At 71.5% G+C, this 14,112-nt stretch carries 13 protein-coding genes; 3 read left to right on the forward strand and 10 right to left on the reverse strand.

Going from position 1 to position 14,112, the window contains the following annotated elements:
- Positions 1 to 11 precede the first annotated feature (11 nt).
- From MQE23_RS00945 to MQE23_RS00955, 3 genes are read right to left on the reverse strand one after another with little or no spacing between them, the layout of a single operon-like run.
- The gene (locus MQE23_RS00945) at positions 12 to 833 is read right to left on the reverse strand and encodes a carbohydrate ABC transporter permease (RefSeq protein ID WP_347710160.1); all 822 of its coding nucleotides are present in this window, start codon (positions 831 to 833) and stop codon (positions 12 to 14) included.
- Between the two features lie 29 nt (positions 834 to 862).
- Positions 863 to 1,819 carry a sugar ABC transporter permease gene (locus MQE23_RS00950; protein ID WP_020269881.1) on the reverse strand — a complete coding sequence of 319 codons (957 nt, stop codon included), beginning with the start codon at positions 1,817 to 1,819 and terminating at the stop codon, positions 863 to 865.
- Between the two features lie 44 nt (positions 1,820 to 1,863).
- Positions 1,864 to 3,180 (reverse strand): sugar ABC transporter substrate-binding protein, encoded by a 1,317-nt coding sequence (locus tag MQE23_RS00955; RefSeq protein ID WP_243377870.1) that lies wholly within the window; start codon positions 3,178 to 3,180, stop codon positions 1,864 to 1,866.
- Positions 3,181 to 3,425: 245 nt separating this feature from the next.
- Here MQE23_RS00955 and MQE23_RS00960 point away from each other — a divergent pair, with 245 nt between their 5' ends.
- Entirely contained in the window at positions 3,426 to 4,454 is a 1,029-nt protein-coding gene (locus MQE23_RS00960) for a LacI family DNA-binding transcriptional regulator (RefSeq protein ID WP_243377871.1), read from the forward strand.
- 72 nt (positions 4,455 to 4,526) lie between these two features.
- Here the strand turns inward: MQE23_RS00960 and MQE23_RS00965 are convergent, their stop codons facing one another.
- Positions 4,527 to 5,768, reverse strand: a complete 1,242-nt coding sequence (locus tag MQE23_RS00965) for a glycosyltransferase (protein WP_243377872.1) — start codon at positions 5,766 to 5,768, stop codon at positions 4,527 to 4,529.
- A gap of 171 nt (positions 5,769 to 5,939) precedes the next feature.
- Complete coding sequence (locus MQE23_RS00970) at positions 5,940 to 7,514, reverse strand: cytochrome P450 (RefSeq protein WP_243377873.1); 1,575 nt, start codon at positions 7,512 to 7,514, stop codon at positions 5,940 to 5,942.
- A gap of 150 nt (positions 7,515 to 7,664) precedes the next feature.
- On the opposite strand from MQE23_RS00970, the gene MQE23_RS00975 reads away from it, so the two are divergent.
- A complete protein-coding gene (locus MQE23_RS00975; RefSeq protein ID WP_243377874.1) occupies positions 7,665 to 8,528 on the forward strand; it encodes an LLM class flavin-dependent oxidoreductase in 864 nt (287 codons plus the stop codon).
- 143 nt (positions 8,529 to 8,671) lie between these two features.
- Here MQE23_RS00975 and MQE23_RS00980 read toward each other — a convergent pair whose 3' ends face one another.
- The 3 genes from MQE23_RS00980 to MQE23_RS00990 form a co-directional block, all read right to left on the reverse strand.
- On the reverse strand, positions 8,672 to 9,679 hold the full coding sequence (locus MQE23_RS00980; protein WP_243377875.1) for a peptidase: 1,008 nt from the start codon (positions 9,677 to 9,679) through the stop codon (positions 8,672 to 8,674).
- Positions 9,680 to 9,938: 259 nt separating this feature from the next.
- Entirely contained in the window at positions 9,939 to 10,421 is a 483-nt protein-coding gene (locus MQE23_RS00985) for an SRPBCC family protein (RefSeq protein ID WP_020269890.1), read from the reverse strand.
- 140 nt (positions 10,422 to 10,561) lie between these two features.
- Positions 10,562 to 11,191 (reverse strand): flavin reductase family protein, encoded by a 630-nt coding sequence (locus MQE23_RS00990; RefSeq protein ID WP_243377876.1) that lies wholly within the window; start codon positions 11,189 to 11,191, stop codon positions 10,562 to 10,564.
- Between the two features lie 30 nt (positions 11,192 to 11,221).
- On the opposite strand from MQE23_RS00990, the gene MQE23_RS00995 reads away from it, so the two are divergent.
- On the forward strand, positions 11,222 to 11,983 hold the full coding sequence (locus MQE23_RS00995; protein ID WP_243377877.1) for a winged helix-turn-helix domain-containing protein: 762 nt from the start codon (positions 11,222 to 11,224) through the stop codon (positions 11,981 to 11,983).
- Positions 11,984 to 12,016: 33 nt separating this feature from the next.
- Here the strand turns inward: MQE23_RS00995 and MQE23_RS01000 are convergent, their stop codons facing one another.
- Together MQE23_RS01000 and pgm are read right to left on the reverse strand one after the other, a co-directional pair.
- Positions 12,017 to 12,304 carry a zinc-ribbon domain-containing protein gene (locus MQE23_RS01000; protein WP_020269893.1) on the reverse strand — a complete coding sequence of 96 codons (288 nt, stop codon included), beginning with the start codon at positions 12,302 to 12,304 and terminating at the stop codon, positions 12,017 to 12,019.
- Positions 12,305 to 12,357: 53 nt separating this feature from the next.
- Positions 12,358 to 13,998: a phosphoglucomutase (alpha-D-glucose-1,6-bisphosphate-dependent) gene (gene pgm, locus MQE23_RS01005; RefSeq protein WP_243377878.1), complete on the reverse strand. Its 1,641-nt coding sequence runs from the start codon at positions 13,996 to 13,998 to the stop codon at positions 12,358 to 12,360.
- Between the last annotated feature and the right edge of the window lie 114 nt (positions 13,999 to 14,112).

The raw sequence follows: 14,112 nt of genomic DNA on the forward strand, positions 1-14,112 counted from the left end.
TTCCCCGCGCTTCAGCCCTTGAGTGCGCCGGACATGAAGCCCCTGATGTAGTGCCGTTGCAGGAGCAGGAACAGCAGCAGGCAGGGCACGGCGAGAACCACCACGCCCGCCTCGGTCGCGCCGTAGTCGACGGCGCCCATGCTCTGCTGCCGCAGGTTGGCGACGGCCAGGGGCAGCGGTGCCTTCTCGCTGTCGGAAATGAGGATCAGCGGTGCGATGAAGTCGTTCCAGGCCGCGAGGAACGCGAAGAGCCCCACGGTGATCAGTCCCGGCCGCACCGCCGGGAGCAGGATCCGGCGCAGCGCGCCCGCCGTTCCGCAGCCGTCGACCAGTGCCGACTCCTCCAGTTCGCGGGGCACCGCCTCGAAGGAGATCCGCATCATGAAGGTGGCGAACGGCAGTTGGAACATGGCGAGGACCAGGCTCAGCCCGATCAGTGAGTTCTCCAGGTGCAGCCTGCCCAGCAGGACGTAGAGGGGGATGAGGAGCGTGGCGTACGGGACCATGAGGATCGCCAGGGTGAGCAGGAACAGCAGGTTCCGGCCGGGGAAGTCGAAGCGGGCAAAGGCATAGCCGCCGAGCAGGGACACCCCCAGGGTCAGGGCGACGGTCAGTGCGGAGACGATGGTGCTGTTGAGGAGGTACCGCCACAGGCCCGCGTCGTAGTCGAGCAGCGTCCGGTAGTTGCCGAAGCCGTAGCCGGACTGCTGGGCGGTGCCGGGCTGGCCGCTGACCGATGCCCAGGCGTTCCACAGCAGGGGGAAGAGGAAGATGACGGCGAGGCTCGCGGCGACGACGTAGTGGGGCGTGCGGCCGAGGGCGCGGGTGAGCACCGTGGTGTCCCTTCTGGGTGCGGCGGTGGTCATGAGTCGTCGGTGTGGCGCAGGCCGCGGAACTGCAGGGCGTTCAGCAGGAGCAGCACGGCCAGGACGACGATCGACAGGGCGGCCGCGGTGCCGAGGTTCAGCCGCTGGAAGGCCTCCCGGTAGATCAACTGGACGACGGTGACGGTGCTGTTGTCCGGTCCGCCCTTGGTGAGGATGAAGAACTGGTCGAAGGCGAGCAGGGAGCCGGTCACGCACAGCAGCAGGCACAGGGCGAGGGAGGGCCGCAGCAGCGGCAGGGTGATCGAGCGGAAGATCTGGCCGCGGCTCGCGCCGTCCATCCGGGCCGCCTCGTACACCTCGTGCGGGATGCGCTGGAGGCCGACGAGCAGGATCAGCATGTAGAAGCCGGCGAACTTCCAGACGATGAGGAAGACCGTCGACAGCAGGGCCGAGGTCGGGGTGCCGAGGAAGGACACCGGGTCGTCGACCAGGCCGAGTTTCTCCAGCAGGCGGCTGAGGGGACCGGTGGTGGGGCTGTACAGGCCCCAGAACAGCAGGGAGGCGGAGGCCAGTCCGAGGGCGCTGGGCAGGAAGTAGACCGTGCGGAAGAAGCCGGCTCCGGGGCGGGATTCCTGCACGAGCAGGGCGAGGCCCAGCGCCAGTGCGAGGAGTACGGCCGTGACGATCACGGTGTAGAGCAGGGTGAAGCGGATCGCGGGCCGGAACAGGGTGCTGCCGGTGATGTCGGTGTAGTTCTCGGGGGCGTTGAGGCCGCGGTCTCCCGCCAGCAGCGGCCAGTCGCTGAGCGACATCTGCCCGACGAGCAGCAGGGGCAGCAGGAAGAAGACGGCGACGAAGACGGCCGTGGGGGCCGCGTAGGCCAGCCCCTTGGCCGTGCGGGACCGCCAGCGGGACGGGACGGCCGCCGGGGACGGGCGGTGTGGTGGCGTTCGGGGCTCGGCGGCCGTTCGGTCGGGCGCCTTGACCTGCATGGCTCTCCTCTGCCGGGCGACGTGGGAGGGGCGGGGCCGGGCGCTCAGTCGGCCAGGGAGGCGGTGACCGCCTCGTTGCCCTTCGCGACGGACTTCCCGTCACCGAAGACGGCGCCCCGCATGAGGGTCAGCCAGGGCCCGTTGGGGTCGTTGAAGGTCTGGCCGAACTTCAGGGCGTACGGGGTACGGCCGTGCGCGACGAGTTCGTTGATGGTGACCAGCCGCGGGTCGGCCTTGGAGTGCTTGTTGGACGCGAGGTCGGTGCGGGCCACCACGTCCTTGTGTGCGGCGACCACGTCGACCTGGGCCTTGTCGCCCAGGGACCAGGCGAGGAAGTTCCAGGCCTGGTCGGCCGACTCACTGGTGGCGGAGATGCCGATGGCGTCGCCGCCGACGAAGGTGGACTTGCCGCCGTCGGGTCCGGGGATGGGTGCGACACCGAGGTCCAGGTCCTCGGGCATGAGCCCGAGCGTGGTGGACGGCATGGGCATCACGCCGACCTTGCCCTTCGGGAAGACGCCGGTCCAGGTCGTGCCCGTCTCGTCGCGCGCGCCTGGGGCGACGATGCCGTCCCGCACCCAGCCGCGGTAGATGTCGTAGACCTTCTTCGCGGTGCCGGAGGCGAGGTTCGCCTCGGTGCCCTCCTCGTTCAGGACGTCCTCGCCGGCGGCCCAGATCGACGGCCACCAGGTGAAGACGCCGCAGCCGCCGCAGTTGCCGCCGAAGAAGGTGCCGTCGACACCGCCGCCCAGCGCGTCCACGGCCCGGGCCTGCCGGTCCCACTCGCGCAGGGTGGCGGGCGGCTTGTCGGGGTCGAGCTTCGCCTTCCGGTAGAGGTGCTTGTTGTAGAAGAGCACCGACAGGTCGAGGGTGTGCGGGACCACGTACTTCTTGTCCTCGTACGTACCGGCCTTGATGTGCGACTGGGCCAGGTGCTCGGCGAAGGGCAGGGCGTCGATGCGTTCGGTGAGGTCCGCGAAGAGGCCGCTGGAGGTGTAGTTGGGCACGAACACGACGTCGGAGGCGAACAGGTCGGGCAGGTCCTTGGATCCGGCCGCCGCGCCGACCTTGGCCTGGTAGTCGTCGGTGGGGACGACGGTCAGCTCGATCTTGTTCTTGTGGCTCGCGTTGTACGCCTCGACCAGGGCCTCGCTCTGCGGCCGGGTCGCTGCACGCGTCCACATCGTCAGCTTCGTACCGTCGTCGACGCCCTTGGCACCCACCGCTCCCCCTCCTCCCCCGCCGCCCGAGCCGCCGTCCCCCGACCCGCAGGCCGTCATCAGGCTCGCGGCGGCGAGCAGCGCGGTGATGCCGGTGACAAGGCGGCGCAGGTGTCCACGTGGTCCGGCCGTGCTCCCCATGGTCGATCCCCCTCGTGTCGCGGCGGACCGTGCGCGGGCCTGCCGGTCGGGACGATGGCTGTGGTGGCACTGAGCTGAGCGGCGGAAAGAAACCGAAAAGGCTTTCAGAGACGCTAGGACTCGACTCACCACCCGTCAATCCCCTTGCAGCAGACGGCTCTTGGCCGATCACCGAAACCACTGAGAGCTTCTCGACCGAAACGTCTCGCGTAGTGTGTGACGCGAGACGAGACAGGAGAATCCCCATGGCAGAGGCCACCCGCCCCGCTCGTTCACAGCCGGCCACGCTCAGCGACGTCGCCCGGCTGGCGGGCGTGTCGATCGCCACGGCGTCCAAGGCCCTCAACGGCCGCAGCCAGGTGCGGGCGGAGACCAGACAGCGGGTCATCGAGGCGGCCGAGCGGCTGGCGTTCCGGCCCAACCAGGTGGCCCGGGGCCTGCTGGCCGGGCGGACGGGCACGGTGGGGCTGCTCACCAGCGACCTGGAGGGCCGGTTCAGCATCCCGATCCTGATGGGTGCCGAGGACGCCTTCGGAGCGGGCGAGGTCGCGGTGTTCCTGTGTGACGCCCGGGGGGACGCGATCCGCGAACAGCACCATGTCCGCGCGTTGCTGGGGCGCCGGGTCGACGGCCTCATCGTGGTCGGCAGCCGGACCGATCCGCGTCCGTCCCTGGGCCGCGAGCTGCCCGTCCCCGTCGTCTACGCGTACGCGCCGTCGGAGGATCCGGAGGATCTGTCCATCGTCCCGGACAGCGTGGGCGCCGGCCGTCTCGCGGTGGACCATCTGCTGGCCTGCGGCCGTACCCGGATCGCGCACATCACCGGTGACCCCGGGTACGCCGCGGCGCAGGAGCGGGCCGAGGGTGCCCGGGCGGCGCTCGCCGGCGCCGGCCTGACGCTGGTCGGCGAGCCGGGGTTCGGGGCGTGGTCGGAGGGCTGGGGCCGGGCGGCCACGGCGATGCTGCTCGACCGGCACCCGGACGTGGACGCCGTGCTGTGCGGCAGCGACCAGATCGCCCGGGGCGTGATGGACATGCTGCGTGAGCGCGGCCGGCGGGTGCCGGAGGACGTGGCGGTGATGGGCTTCGACAACTGGCGGGTCCTGACGTCGGCGTCCCGGCCGCCGCTCACCAGTGTCGACATGAACCTCGAACAGGTCGGCCGCGCGGCGGCGCACGCCCTGTTCACGGCGATCGCCGGCACGCGGCGGTCGGGAGTCGAGACGCTGCCCTGCCGGGTGGTGATCAGGGGGTCGACGGTGCCGCTGACGTGAGCTGGTGAGCGGTCATGGGGCGAGGGTGACCCGGCGGGGAGAGGCGACCGGGCATGGGGCGAGGGTGACCGGTCATGGGGCGAGCCGGTCGAGTGCCGCCAGGACCGGCGCCACGCCGTCCTCCTGGGCCAGCCGGCGTGCCAGGGACTGGGCGCGGTGGCGGTGGGCTGGGTCACTCGTGGCGCGGCGCAGGGCGGGGGCGAGGGTATCGGCGGTGAGGCGGCGCAGCGGGACGGCGCCGGGCGCGGTGCCCAGTGCGACGAGACGGGCCGCCCAGAAGCCGCCGTCGAACTGCACGGGCACCGGCACGGTGGGGACGCCCGCGCGCAGGACGGCGGCGGCGGTGCCGGCCCCGGCGTGGTGGACCACGGCGGCCATACGGGGAAACAGCGACGCGTGCGGTACGTCGCCGACCGTGATCACATCGTCGGCGTCGGCGGCGAGGCCCGCCCACCCCTGCTGGATCACGCCGCGAAGTCCCGCCGCGCGCAGGGCGCGCACGATCTCACCGCTGAGGCGCTCGGGGTCCGGCACGGTGGCGCTGCCCAGCCCCACGAAGACAGGGGCGGGTCCGGCGGCGAGAAACTCCTCCAACTCCCGGGGCAGCGTGCGGGTGTCGTACGGCCACCAGTACCCGGCGATCTCCAGCCCGGGCCGCCAGTCGCGGGGGCGCGGCACCACCAGTTCGCTGAATCCGTGCAGCACGGGCCACCGCGCCCGCTCATGGGCCCGGCGGAGCGCGGCCGTGCCGGGAAGGGTCATGCCGTGCCGGGTGCGCAGCCGGCGCATGGCCTGGGTGAAGACCCGGTCGACGGCGGTGGCGACGGCCACTCCGCCCAGGCGGTTGCCCACGGCGCCGAGCGAGCGTCCGCCGAGCATGGGCGCACCGAACTCGCGTGTCGGATGCTGGGGTTGGAGGAACAGTCCCAGGCTTGGGAGGGCCAGGCCCTCGGCGATGGCGAGGCCGAGCGGTGCCACGGCACCGGCGGCCAGGACGGCGTCCGCGCCGCGGGCCGCCTGGACCAGGGCGTCGGTCATCTCCTCGGCCGCTGACCGTGCCATCGACGCCGCGCGCAGCAGCTTGCCGAGCCCGGTGGTGCTGGCGTGCAGGCTGCGGCCGCGGTCGGAGTGCGACACGGCGTGCGGGTCGACCGGAGTCGGATGGAACCGCACCCCGCAACCGGCGGCCAGCGGCTCGAACAGGCCGTGGGTGACGAGCGTGACCTCATGCCCGCTCCGCGCCAGCGCCGCTCCCAGCCCGGTGTACGGCGCGACGTCGCCGCGCGATCCAGCCGTCATGATCACCACGCGCATGGGTCCCAGTGTGGACCGGCCGGGCGGGCGACACGCGGTGTACCGCGGCCGGCGTCCGAGAATCGCCGGTGCAGGTGATGCCCGGGGCGGGCGCTGAGGGGCTGGTGAGCGGGAGGGGGCAGCCGGTGTCCCCGGCGGAACCGGTTCCGGTGGCGCTGCCGCCCCGTGGCGTCAACTGCCGGACGGGGTGGGCGTTGTGTCCGGACCCGGTTCCGGCGTGATCACCTCCTGGGACGGGTTGTCGCTCGGCTGTGCCGGTGTCGGCTTCCGGCGGAACACCATGGTGAGGCGGTCCGGCTTGACCGTGACCACGGCCTGGGGCCGGGGCGCCGGGGAGGTGAGTTCGAAGAACTGCCAGGTCCGCAGGATGGTCGCGAGGATGATCTGGAGCTCGGCCCAGGCGAAGTTCTCGCCGATGCACTTGCGGCGGCCGTCGCCGAAGGCGAGGAACGAGCCGCGGGTGGCCGACACCTTCTCGGGTGTCCAGCGGTCCGGGTCGAAGGCGTCGGGGTCGGCGAACACATCGGGGTCGTGCTGGTGGAGGTAGGGGCTCCAGACGACGTCGGCGCCCTGGGGGACGAGGTGGCCGCCCAGGTCGATGTCGCGAGTGGCGGTCCGGGTCACCAGCCAGGCCGGCCCGTACTTGCGGATGGCTTCCTGCAACACCTGGCGGGCGTACGGGAGGTGGTCGAGATCGCCGTAGCGCAAGGGGCGGTCCCCGCAGACCGTGGCGAGCTCCTCGCGCAGCCGCCGCTCGATCCGCGGATGGCGGGAGATCTCGTACAGCGTCCAGGCCAGTGTGGTTCCGGTGGTCTCGATCGCTCCGGTCAGCAGGGTGATGGCCTCGTCCTGGAGCTGCTGGCGGGTCAGCGGGTTCTCGGCGGTCAGCAAGGTGTCGAAGAGGCCGGTCTGCTGCTCACGGGCCGCCGCGTGCGGGCATGTGGCGGCGTCCGGGGCCGTTTCGGAGCCGGAGGCCGTTTCCGTGCCGGAGGCCGTTTCCGTGCCGGAGGCCGTTTCGGTGCAGGAGGCCGTTTCGGTGCAGGAGGCCGTTTCCGTACCGGAGGAAGAGCCGGCCGCCCGGCTCGCGCGGTGCTCGATCGCCTGGTCGATGAGAGCGCGCAGGCGGGCCACGCGCTGGGCGTGCGCCCGGTTGGCGGGCAGCGGCAGCCGGGTGACCCACGGCGGGAGGATGGTCTGCCGGATCGTGCCCTTCATGATCTCCGGCATCAGCGCGGTGAACTCGCCCTCCAGGTGGTCGGGCAGGTCCGCGCCGAACAGGGCGACGAGGAAGGCCGCGAGCGTGACCTCGTTCATGTCCTCGTACACCTCGCGCGGCCGCGCCTCGGGCCACGCGCCGACCATCGCCGTGACCTGCTCGATCATGGCGTCGCCGCGGTCGGCGATGTGCGCCTTGTTGAACATGGGCTGCATCAGACGCCGGTTGCGCAGGTGGGCGTCGCCGTCCGCGATCGTGGCGAGCCCGTCGCCGAAGAAGACACGCAGGGCGTCGATGATCTTGCCGCCCTTGGCATAGTGCGCGGCATCGGTCACCAAGACCTTGCGGGTCAGGGCGGGATCGGTGACGACGTACGCCGGGGTGGGGCCTATCCGTATGCGCACCACGGGTCCGTGCTCGCGCAGGGAGCTGATGAACGGCAGGGGGCTGCGGGCGAGTTGAAGGCCGTGGCCGAGGAGAGGGAGGGCTCCGGGGGCCGTGCGGGTGAGGGACGTCGCGGGAGCGTTCATGGCCGGTTTCACTCCTTGTGGGGGCGACAAACGGTCGATGCATGCCCACCGCACGGTCGCGGAATCCCTCACTCCGTGACCAGTGCGTCACATCCGGTTCGCCAGGCACCGGGTGGGTAGGTGCTCCTCCTCTCACGACCGGAGGCGGACATGGACATAGGTATAGGCCTTCCCAACACGGTTCCCGGGACCGAGGGTTCGGTTCTCGTGGAGTGGGCCCGGCGGGCCGAGGAGGCGGGGTTCAGCACGCTCGGCACGATCGGGCGGCTGGTCTACCCGGGGTACGAGGAACTGGTCGCGCTGAGTGCGGCCGCGGCGGTCACCAGCCGGATCCGGCTGACGACGGGTGTGCTGCTGGGACCGCTGTACACGAACAGCGCGCTGCTGGCGAAGCAGGCGGCCTCGATCGACCGGCTCTCCGGGGGGCGGTTCGTGCTCGGTGTGGGCCTGGGCGGACGTGACGACGACTTCGCCGCGAGCGGTCTGACCACCGAGGGCAGGGGGCGCCGCCTGGAGGAACAACTGACGGAGATGAAACGCGTCTGGTCGGGCGAGGAGCGGGGGCTCGCCGGTGCGATCGGGCCGGAGCCCGTGCGCGAGGGCGGTCCCGAGCTCGTCCTGGGCGGGTCGACCCCGGTCAGTTTCCGGCGGGTGGCCCGGCTGGCCGACGGCTGGATCATGGGCGGTGGTACGCCGGAGATGTTCGCGGAGGCCTCGGCCGGCGTCGATGCCGCGTGGAAGGAGGCGGGGCGTACGGGAGCGCCGCGCAAGCTGGCGCTGGCGTACTTCGCGCTCGGCCCGGACGCCCGGGCGCACGCGGACGGCTATCTCCAGCACTACTACGGCTTCCTCGGCGACGCCGCCGCGCAGATCGCGGCGAGTGCCGCGGTGAGTGCGGAGATGGTGAGGTCGTACGCCGACTCGTTCGCCGCGGCCGGCTGTGACGAGCTCATCTTCGTGCCCGCGGCGTCGGGGCTCGAACAGGTGGGGCTGCTCGCCGAGGCGACCGGCTGAACCGCCGGCGCACCGTCACTCACCTCTCGGTGGACCGGTCGGTCAGGTCAGCGCAACGTGTTTGTCGTCCGCGCGGCTACGCGCCGGAGCCGGGTCCTCCCCCACCGTCCGGAGGAGGGCCCGGCTCCCGGCCGGCCTGTGGGTCAGGACGACTGGGCGCTCTGGTACAGGTTCTGTGCGTCCGCGCCGAAGTACGGGCCGTACATGGCGTTGGGCAGGAAGTTGTACTTGAAGCTGTTCACCGAGGACTGCAGCCCGGTCCCGGTGGCCTCGTCGAACCGGGTGAACCACGGGCCGCCGCTGGAGCCGCCGGTCATGTCGCAGGTCAGACCGTGGTCACTGGAGAGCAGGAAGTCTCGGTAGGTCGTGCCGCTGCAGTAGATGAACTTCTCGCCGTCGTAGGGGGCCGCGGCCGGGAAACCGAAGGCGTACATGGCCTTGTTGTAGCCGGTGTTGAAGGCCAGGCCCTGGCCGCCGACGACGTCGGTCAGCTTCTTTCCGTCCAGCGGGGCGACCACGGCCGCGCCGATGTCGTAGTTGATGTCCTCACTGGCGGTCCACTGCGGTGTGGAGAGGGTCTTGGCCGCTGTCCAGGTGCCGTACGGGGTCTGGCCGTCGTGGTAGCCGGGCGCGAACACCCAGTTGGTGTGCCAGGCTCCCTCCAGCTTCACGCAGTGGCCCGCCGTGATCACGGTGCTCTTGTTCGCGCTGGTGACGGCGTTGCCGGAGCAGGAGGCGGTGCGGCCCTGGTAGGTGAAGAACACCCGTCCCGCGGTCTTGGTCACCGCGCCGCCCCCGGTCCAGGGGCCGCCGCCGTTCGGGATGGCCAGGGGGCCGGGGACGGCGGCGGGCGAGCTGGGTGCCACGACGGTCGCCTTGCCCTTGCGGGGTGCCGAGACCCGCACGTCGGAACGGTCGACGGACAGGACGTCGAGCGGGGTGGCCTCACGCATCCGCTGCGGGGTCCAGAAAGCGAGGGCGCGTTCCCGCGCCGAGGGCGCCACCGCTCCCGGGTCGGGCGCGGCGCTCGCCGGTGTGGCGGTGACGCCGGTCGCCAGCAGTGCGGCGACGCCGGCGAGTGCGCCGAGGACGGTACGGCGAACGCGGGTGCCGCTGCCGGAGGGGCGAAGGCTACGGGGTATGCCTGTCACGCGGTCTCCTTCTGCTGTGGGGGCCGGGCGGCGGGGCTCATCCACCCGGTCAGGCAGGGGTGTCACTGCGAACCAGAGGGCAGCGTGCCACCGGGAGGCCGATTTGGACAGGTGCATGTCACCGAGACGACCGAAACGCCACATGTTCCCCGCGTCGGGGACACGGACCCGGGCACAAAAGGAACCCGGCCTCCACCGGTGCTGTGGTGGAGGCCGGGTTCCTTTTGTGCCCGGGTCCGGGAGAGCGGAGCCCTGGGTGTCAGAGTGGGGTGGGACCGGTGCCGCCGCCCGGCTGGATGCGTCCGCGCCAGGCGCCGGACTCTCCGCCGCGCTTCTCGATGTACTGCTTGAAGCGCTGCATGTCGCCCTTGATCTGGCGGTCGATCGCGCCGAGCATGTCCGCGGCCTTTTCCACCGCTCCGCTGGGCTCGACGTCCATCACGAGCTCCACCCTGGTGTGGGTGTCGTCCAGGCGCTGGAAGCGGACGGTGCCCTTCTGGTGGGTGTCTCCGCTGGTCGTGCGCCAGGTGACGCGCTCGTCGGGCAGCTGGTCGACGATCTCGGTGTCGAACTCACGCCGTACTCCGCCGATCTTGGTGGTCCAGTGGTTGTGACGGTCGTCGAGCTGCCTTACCTCCTCGACGCCCTCCATGAAGTTCGGGAACTCCTCGAACTGGGTCCACTGGTTGTAGGCGGTGTGGACAGGGACGTCGACTTCCACGGTTTCCTTGACGGTGCTCATCTGTATGCCTCCGTTTTCCTGATCGACTGCTGGAGGCCCATCGGCCCACACACAGGTCCGGGCCCGTGGCGGACGAGTACCCGGGATCTTCGGGTTCCCACACGGTTCGGTGCCGTCCCCGAAAGGCGGGGTGCGGGCGGTCAGACGGCGGGGACGGTGGCCCTGGCCGTCTCCGAACGGAAGCCGTGGCCGACCTCGGGAGCCAGGCCGTGGTAGTGGCGGAAGTTGTAGATGAGCGGGCTCCAGACGGCCGGGTCGATGTGGTGGGTGCCGGGTACGACGACGCGGTCGGCGGCGTGGACGCGCAGGACCTCGCACTCGACGCTGAAGAAGAGGCCCGCTCCGCCGGGCGTCAGCGCAGCGGCCCGTGCCTCCAGCTGGAGGGCGCACTCGGCCACGCGCGGCGGCTTCACGAGGTCGGCGGCGACCGGGGTGAGCCCGGACGCGGCGAACTTGTCCGGCTCGTAGCGGTAGAGCGCCCGCTTGGCCTCGGGCACCGGGTTCGCCCCGGTGAGCGGTGCGAGGCGTTCCACGTGCTCCCACAGCTCGGGCGAGGCGATGTTGATCACGAGCTCCGGGCGCTCGGCGAGGTTGCGCACGGTCCGGCTCTCGCTGCCGATGCCCAGGACGATGTGCTGCCCCAGGGCCCAGGCGGAGGAGATCGGGGTGAGATTGCATGTGCCGTCGTCGTTCTCGGTGGTCAGCAGCACGACGGGCGTGCCGAAGTAGAGGACGCTCGGCCGGATCACTCGGTGGGTGTCGGTGGTCATGGGCCAGGACGCTACGGGCGGGACGTTTCGATGCGCGTCGAAGTGTCGGCCGGGGACAATCGGTCGGTGACCAGCCCCGACGTTCATGCCGAAGAACCCGATCTCGCCTCACTGGGGGCGCTGCTGGCCGATCGCTCCCGCGCCGCGATCTGTCTCGCCCTGCTCGACGGCCGGGCCTGGACGGCCTCCGAGGTGGCCCGCCTGGCCGGTGTCGCGCCGTCCACGGCCACGAGCCATCTGAACCGCCTGGTGGCCGGTGGCCTGCTGGCTCAGGAACGCCGCGGGCGGCACCGCCATGTGCGTCTGGCGGACCCCGGCATAGCGGAGATGATCGAGGCGCTGGCGGCCAGGGCGCCCCGCCGGCTGGTCCCGGTCCGTTCCCTCACCGCTGCCCGCCGGCACCGTGCCGTCGGCTTCGCCCGTGTCTGCTACGACCATCTCGGCGGCTCCCTCGCCGTGGCGATGACCGATGCCATGACCGCGCGTGGGCTGTTGTCCTGGGAGTCCGGCCCGGCGCTCACCGCGTCCGGCGCGGCCTGGCTGTCGGGCGTCGGGATCGCGGACAGGGCGGCGGGGGCTGCGGGCCGTCCGCACGTACGCACGTGCCTGGACTGGACGGAACAGCGCCCGCACCTGGCGGGCGCTGTGGCCGCGGCCCTGTTCCACCGCGCGCTGGAGGCGTCCTGGCTCGTGCCCGGCGACGGCTCCCGCGTCGTGCGGCTGACGGATCAGGGGCGCGAGGCCTTCCGACGGCACCTGGGCCTGGCGGACGAGGTGCTCACGACCGGGTGAGCACCTCCCCCGCCCCGGGAAGCCCGGCCGGGCTCAGAACCGGTGCTGCTGCTGCGGCTGCCCGTACGTCCGGCCGCCGTCGCCGCTCGCGCTCTGGGCCTGCAACTGTTCCGCCTGTTCCTTGGTCACCTTCTGTTCCGCACCGCAGAAGGTGCACTGCGTGAGGTACTTCGTCGAGATCGGGAACAGCGGCACGAAGAACAGCGTGAACTTCGTGACGCGCTTCCTGAGCGTGTGCGCGGCGGGGTTGCCGCACTGGCCGCAGACCAGCGTCAGTATCGCCAGCTGGTACAGATACCCCTTGGTGCCGAAGATGATCACGTGACGGTCCTTCCCGGGTCGGATCTTCCTCCAGTGTCCCGTATCGCGGTCGCTCAGGCCGAAAGCGCCGTCAGCACCACGGTCTTCGCCTCCTCCTGGACCTGGCGGAGGTGGTCGGGGCCGCGGAACGACTCGGCATAGATCTTGTAGACGTCCTCGGTGCCCGAGGGGCGGGCCGCGAACCAGGCGTTGTCGGTGGTCACCTTGATGCCGCCGATGGGTGCGCCGTTGCCCGGGGCCTCGGTGAGCACCGCCGTGACCGCGTCCCCGGCCAGGGTGTCCGCGCTGACCTGGGCCGGGGAGAGCTTGGCGAGCAGGGCCTTCTCCTCGCGGGACGCCGGGGCGTCGATCCGCGCGTACGCCGGTTCGCCGAAGCGGGCGGTCAGCGCGGCGTAGTGTTCCGAGGGGGTCTTCCCGGTGACCGCCGTGATCTCGGAGGCGAGCAGGGCCAGGATGATGCCGTCCTTGTCGGTGGTCCACACGGAGCCGTCCCGGCGCAGGAAGGACGCCCCGGCCGACTCCTCCCCGCCGAAGCCGATGGTGCCGTCGACCAGCCCGTCCACGAACCACTTGAACCCGACGGGCACCTCGGCCAGTTCGCGGCCCAGGTCGGCGGCGACCCGGTCGATCATGGCGGAGGACACCAGGGTCTTGCCGACACCGGCGGCGGCCGGCCAGCGGTCGCGGTGGGCGTACAGGTAGGAGATGGCGACGGCGAGGTAGTGGTTGGGGTTCATCAGGCCCGCGTCGGGGGTGACGATGCCGTGCCGGTCGGCGTCGGCGTCGTTGCCGGTGGCGACGTCGAAGCGGTCCCGCTGCCCGATGAGGGAGGCCATCGCGTACGGCGACGAGCAGTCCATGCGGATCTTGCCGTCCCAGTCCAGCGTCATGAAACGCCAGGTGGGGTCGGTGTGCGGGTTGACCACGGTGAGGTCGAGGCCGTGCTGTTCGGCGATCCGGCCCCAGTAGGCGACGGACGCCCCGCCCAGCGGGTCCGCCCCGATGCGCACACCGGCCGCGCGGATCGCGTCCAGGTCGAGGACGCCGGGCAGGTCGGTGACGTAGGTGCCCAGGAAGTCGTAGCGGCCGGTGGTGGCCGCGGCGAGCGCCCGGGCGTGGGGGATGCGCCGTACGTCCTTCAGGCCGCCGCGGATGATCTCGTTCGCCCGGTCCTGGATCCAGGAGGTCGCGTGGGAGGCGGCGGGGCCGCCGCTGGGCGGGTTGTACTTGAACCCTCCGTCGGCGGGCGGGTTGTGGGACGGGGTGACGACGACGCCGTCGGCGAGACCCGTGGTGCGGCCTCGGTTGTGGGTGAGGATGGCGTGTGAGACGGCCGGGGTCGGTGTGTAGCCGTCCGCCTCGTCGATCAGCACCGTCACCTCGTTGGCGGCGAACACCTCCAGCGCGGTGACCCGCGCGGGCTCCGACAGGGCGTGGGTGTCGGCCCCCAGGAACAGCGGGCCGTCGGTGCCCTGGGCCGCGCGGTACTCGCAGATGGCCTGGCTGGTCGCGGCGATGTGGTCGTCGTTGAACGCGCCGGCCAGTGAGGTTCCGCGATGTCCGGAGGTCCCGAACGTGACGCGCTGCCCCGGGTCGTCCAGGTCGGGATGGAGCGCGTAGTACGCGGTGACCAGCCGAGCGACGTCGACGAGATCTTCGGGACCGGCCGGACTGCCCGCTCGCTCGTGCTGCATGGGCCCGCTCCTCCACATGGGTGTGATCTTCGCTTGCGCACCCATCCTTCCTCGTCACAGCCGTGACGCGCGAGAGGGGCACCACTGTGAGTGCCGGATGTGCGCCAGGCCACG

The sequence above is a fragment of the Streptomyces sp. HP-A2021 genome (assembly GCF_022807935.1).
Lineage (GTDB): Bacteria > Actinomycetota > Actinomycetes > Streptomycetales > Streptomycetaceae > Streptomyces > Streptomyces afghaniensis.

Excerpts from the sequence above, each read along its gene's own strand:
- MQE23_RS00950 (WP_020269881.1), bottom strand. The coding sequence starts at position 1,819 with ATGCAGGTCAAGGCGCCCGACCGAACGGCCGCCGAGCCCCGAACGCCA.
- MQE23_RS00955 (WP_243377870.1), bottom strand. The coding sequence starts at position 3,180 with ATGGGGAGCACGGCCGGACCACGTGGACACCTGCGCCGCCTTGTCACC.
- MQE23_RS00960 (WP_243377871.1), top strand. The coding sequence starts at position 3,426 with ATGGCAGAGGCCACCCGCCCCGCTCGTTCACAGCCGGCCACGCTCAGC.
- MQE23_RS00965 (WP_243377872.1), bottom strand. The coding sequence starts at position 5,768 with ATGCGCGTGGTGATCATGACGGCTGGATCGCGCGGCGACGTCGCGCCG.
- MQE23_RS00970 (WP_243377873.1), bottom strand. The coding sequence starts at position 7,514 with ATGAACGCTCCCGCGACGTCCCTCACCCGCACGGCCCCCGGAGCCCTC.
- MQE23_RS00975 (WP_243377874.1), top strand. The coding sequence starts at position 7,665 with ATGGACATAGGTATAGGCCTTCCCAACACGGTTCCCGGGACCGAGGGT.
- MQE23_RS00985 (WP_020269890.1), bottom strand. The coding sequence starts at position 10,421 with ATGAGCACCGTCAAGGAAACCGTGGAAGTCGACGTCCCTGTCCACACC.
- MQE23_RS00990 (WP_243377876.1), bottom strand. The coding sequence starts at position 11,191 with ATGACCACCGACACCCACCGAGTGATCCGGCCGAGCGTCCTCTACTTC.
- MQE23_RS00995 (WP_243377877.1), top strand. The coding sequence starts at position 11,222 with ATGCGCGTCGAAGTGTCGGCCGGGGACAATCGGTCGGTGACCAGCCCC.
- pgm (WP_243377878.1), bottom strand. The coding sequence starts at position 13,998 with ATGCAGCACGAGCGAGCGGGCAGTCCGGCCGGTCCCGAAGATCTCGTC.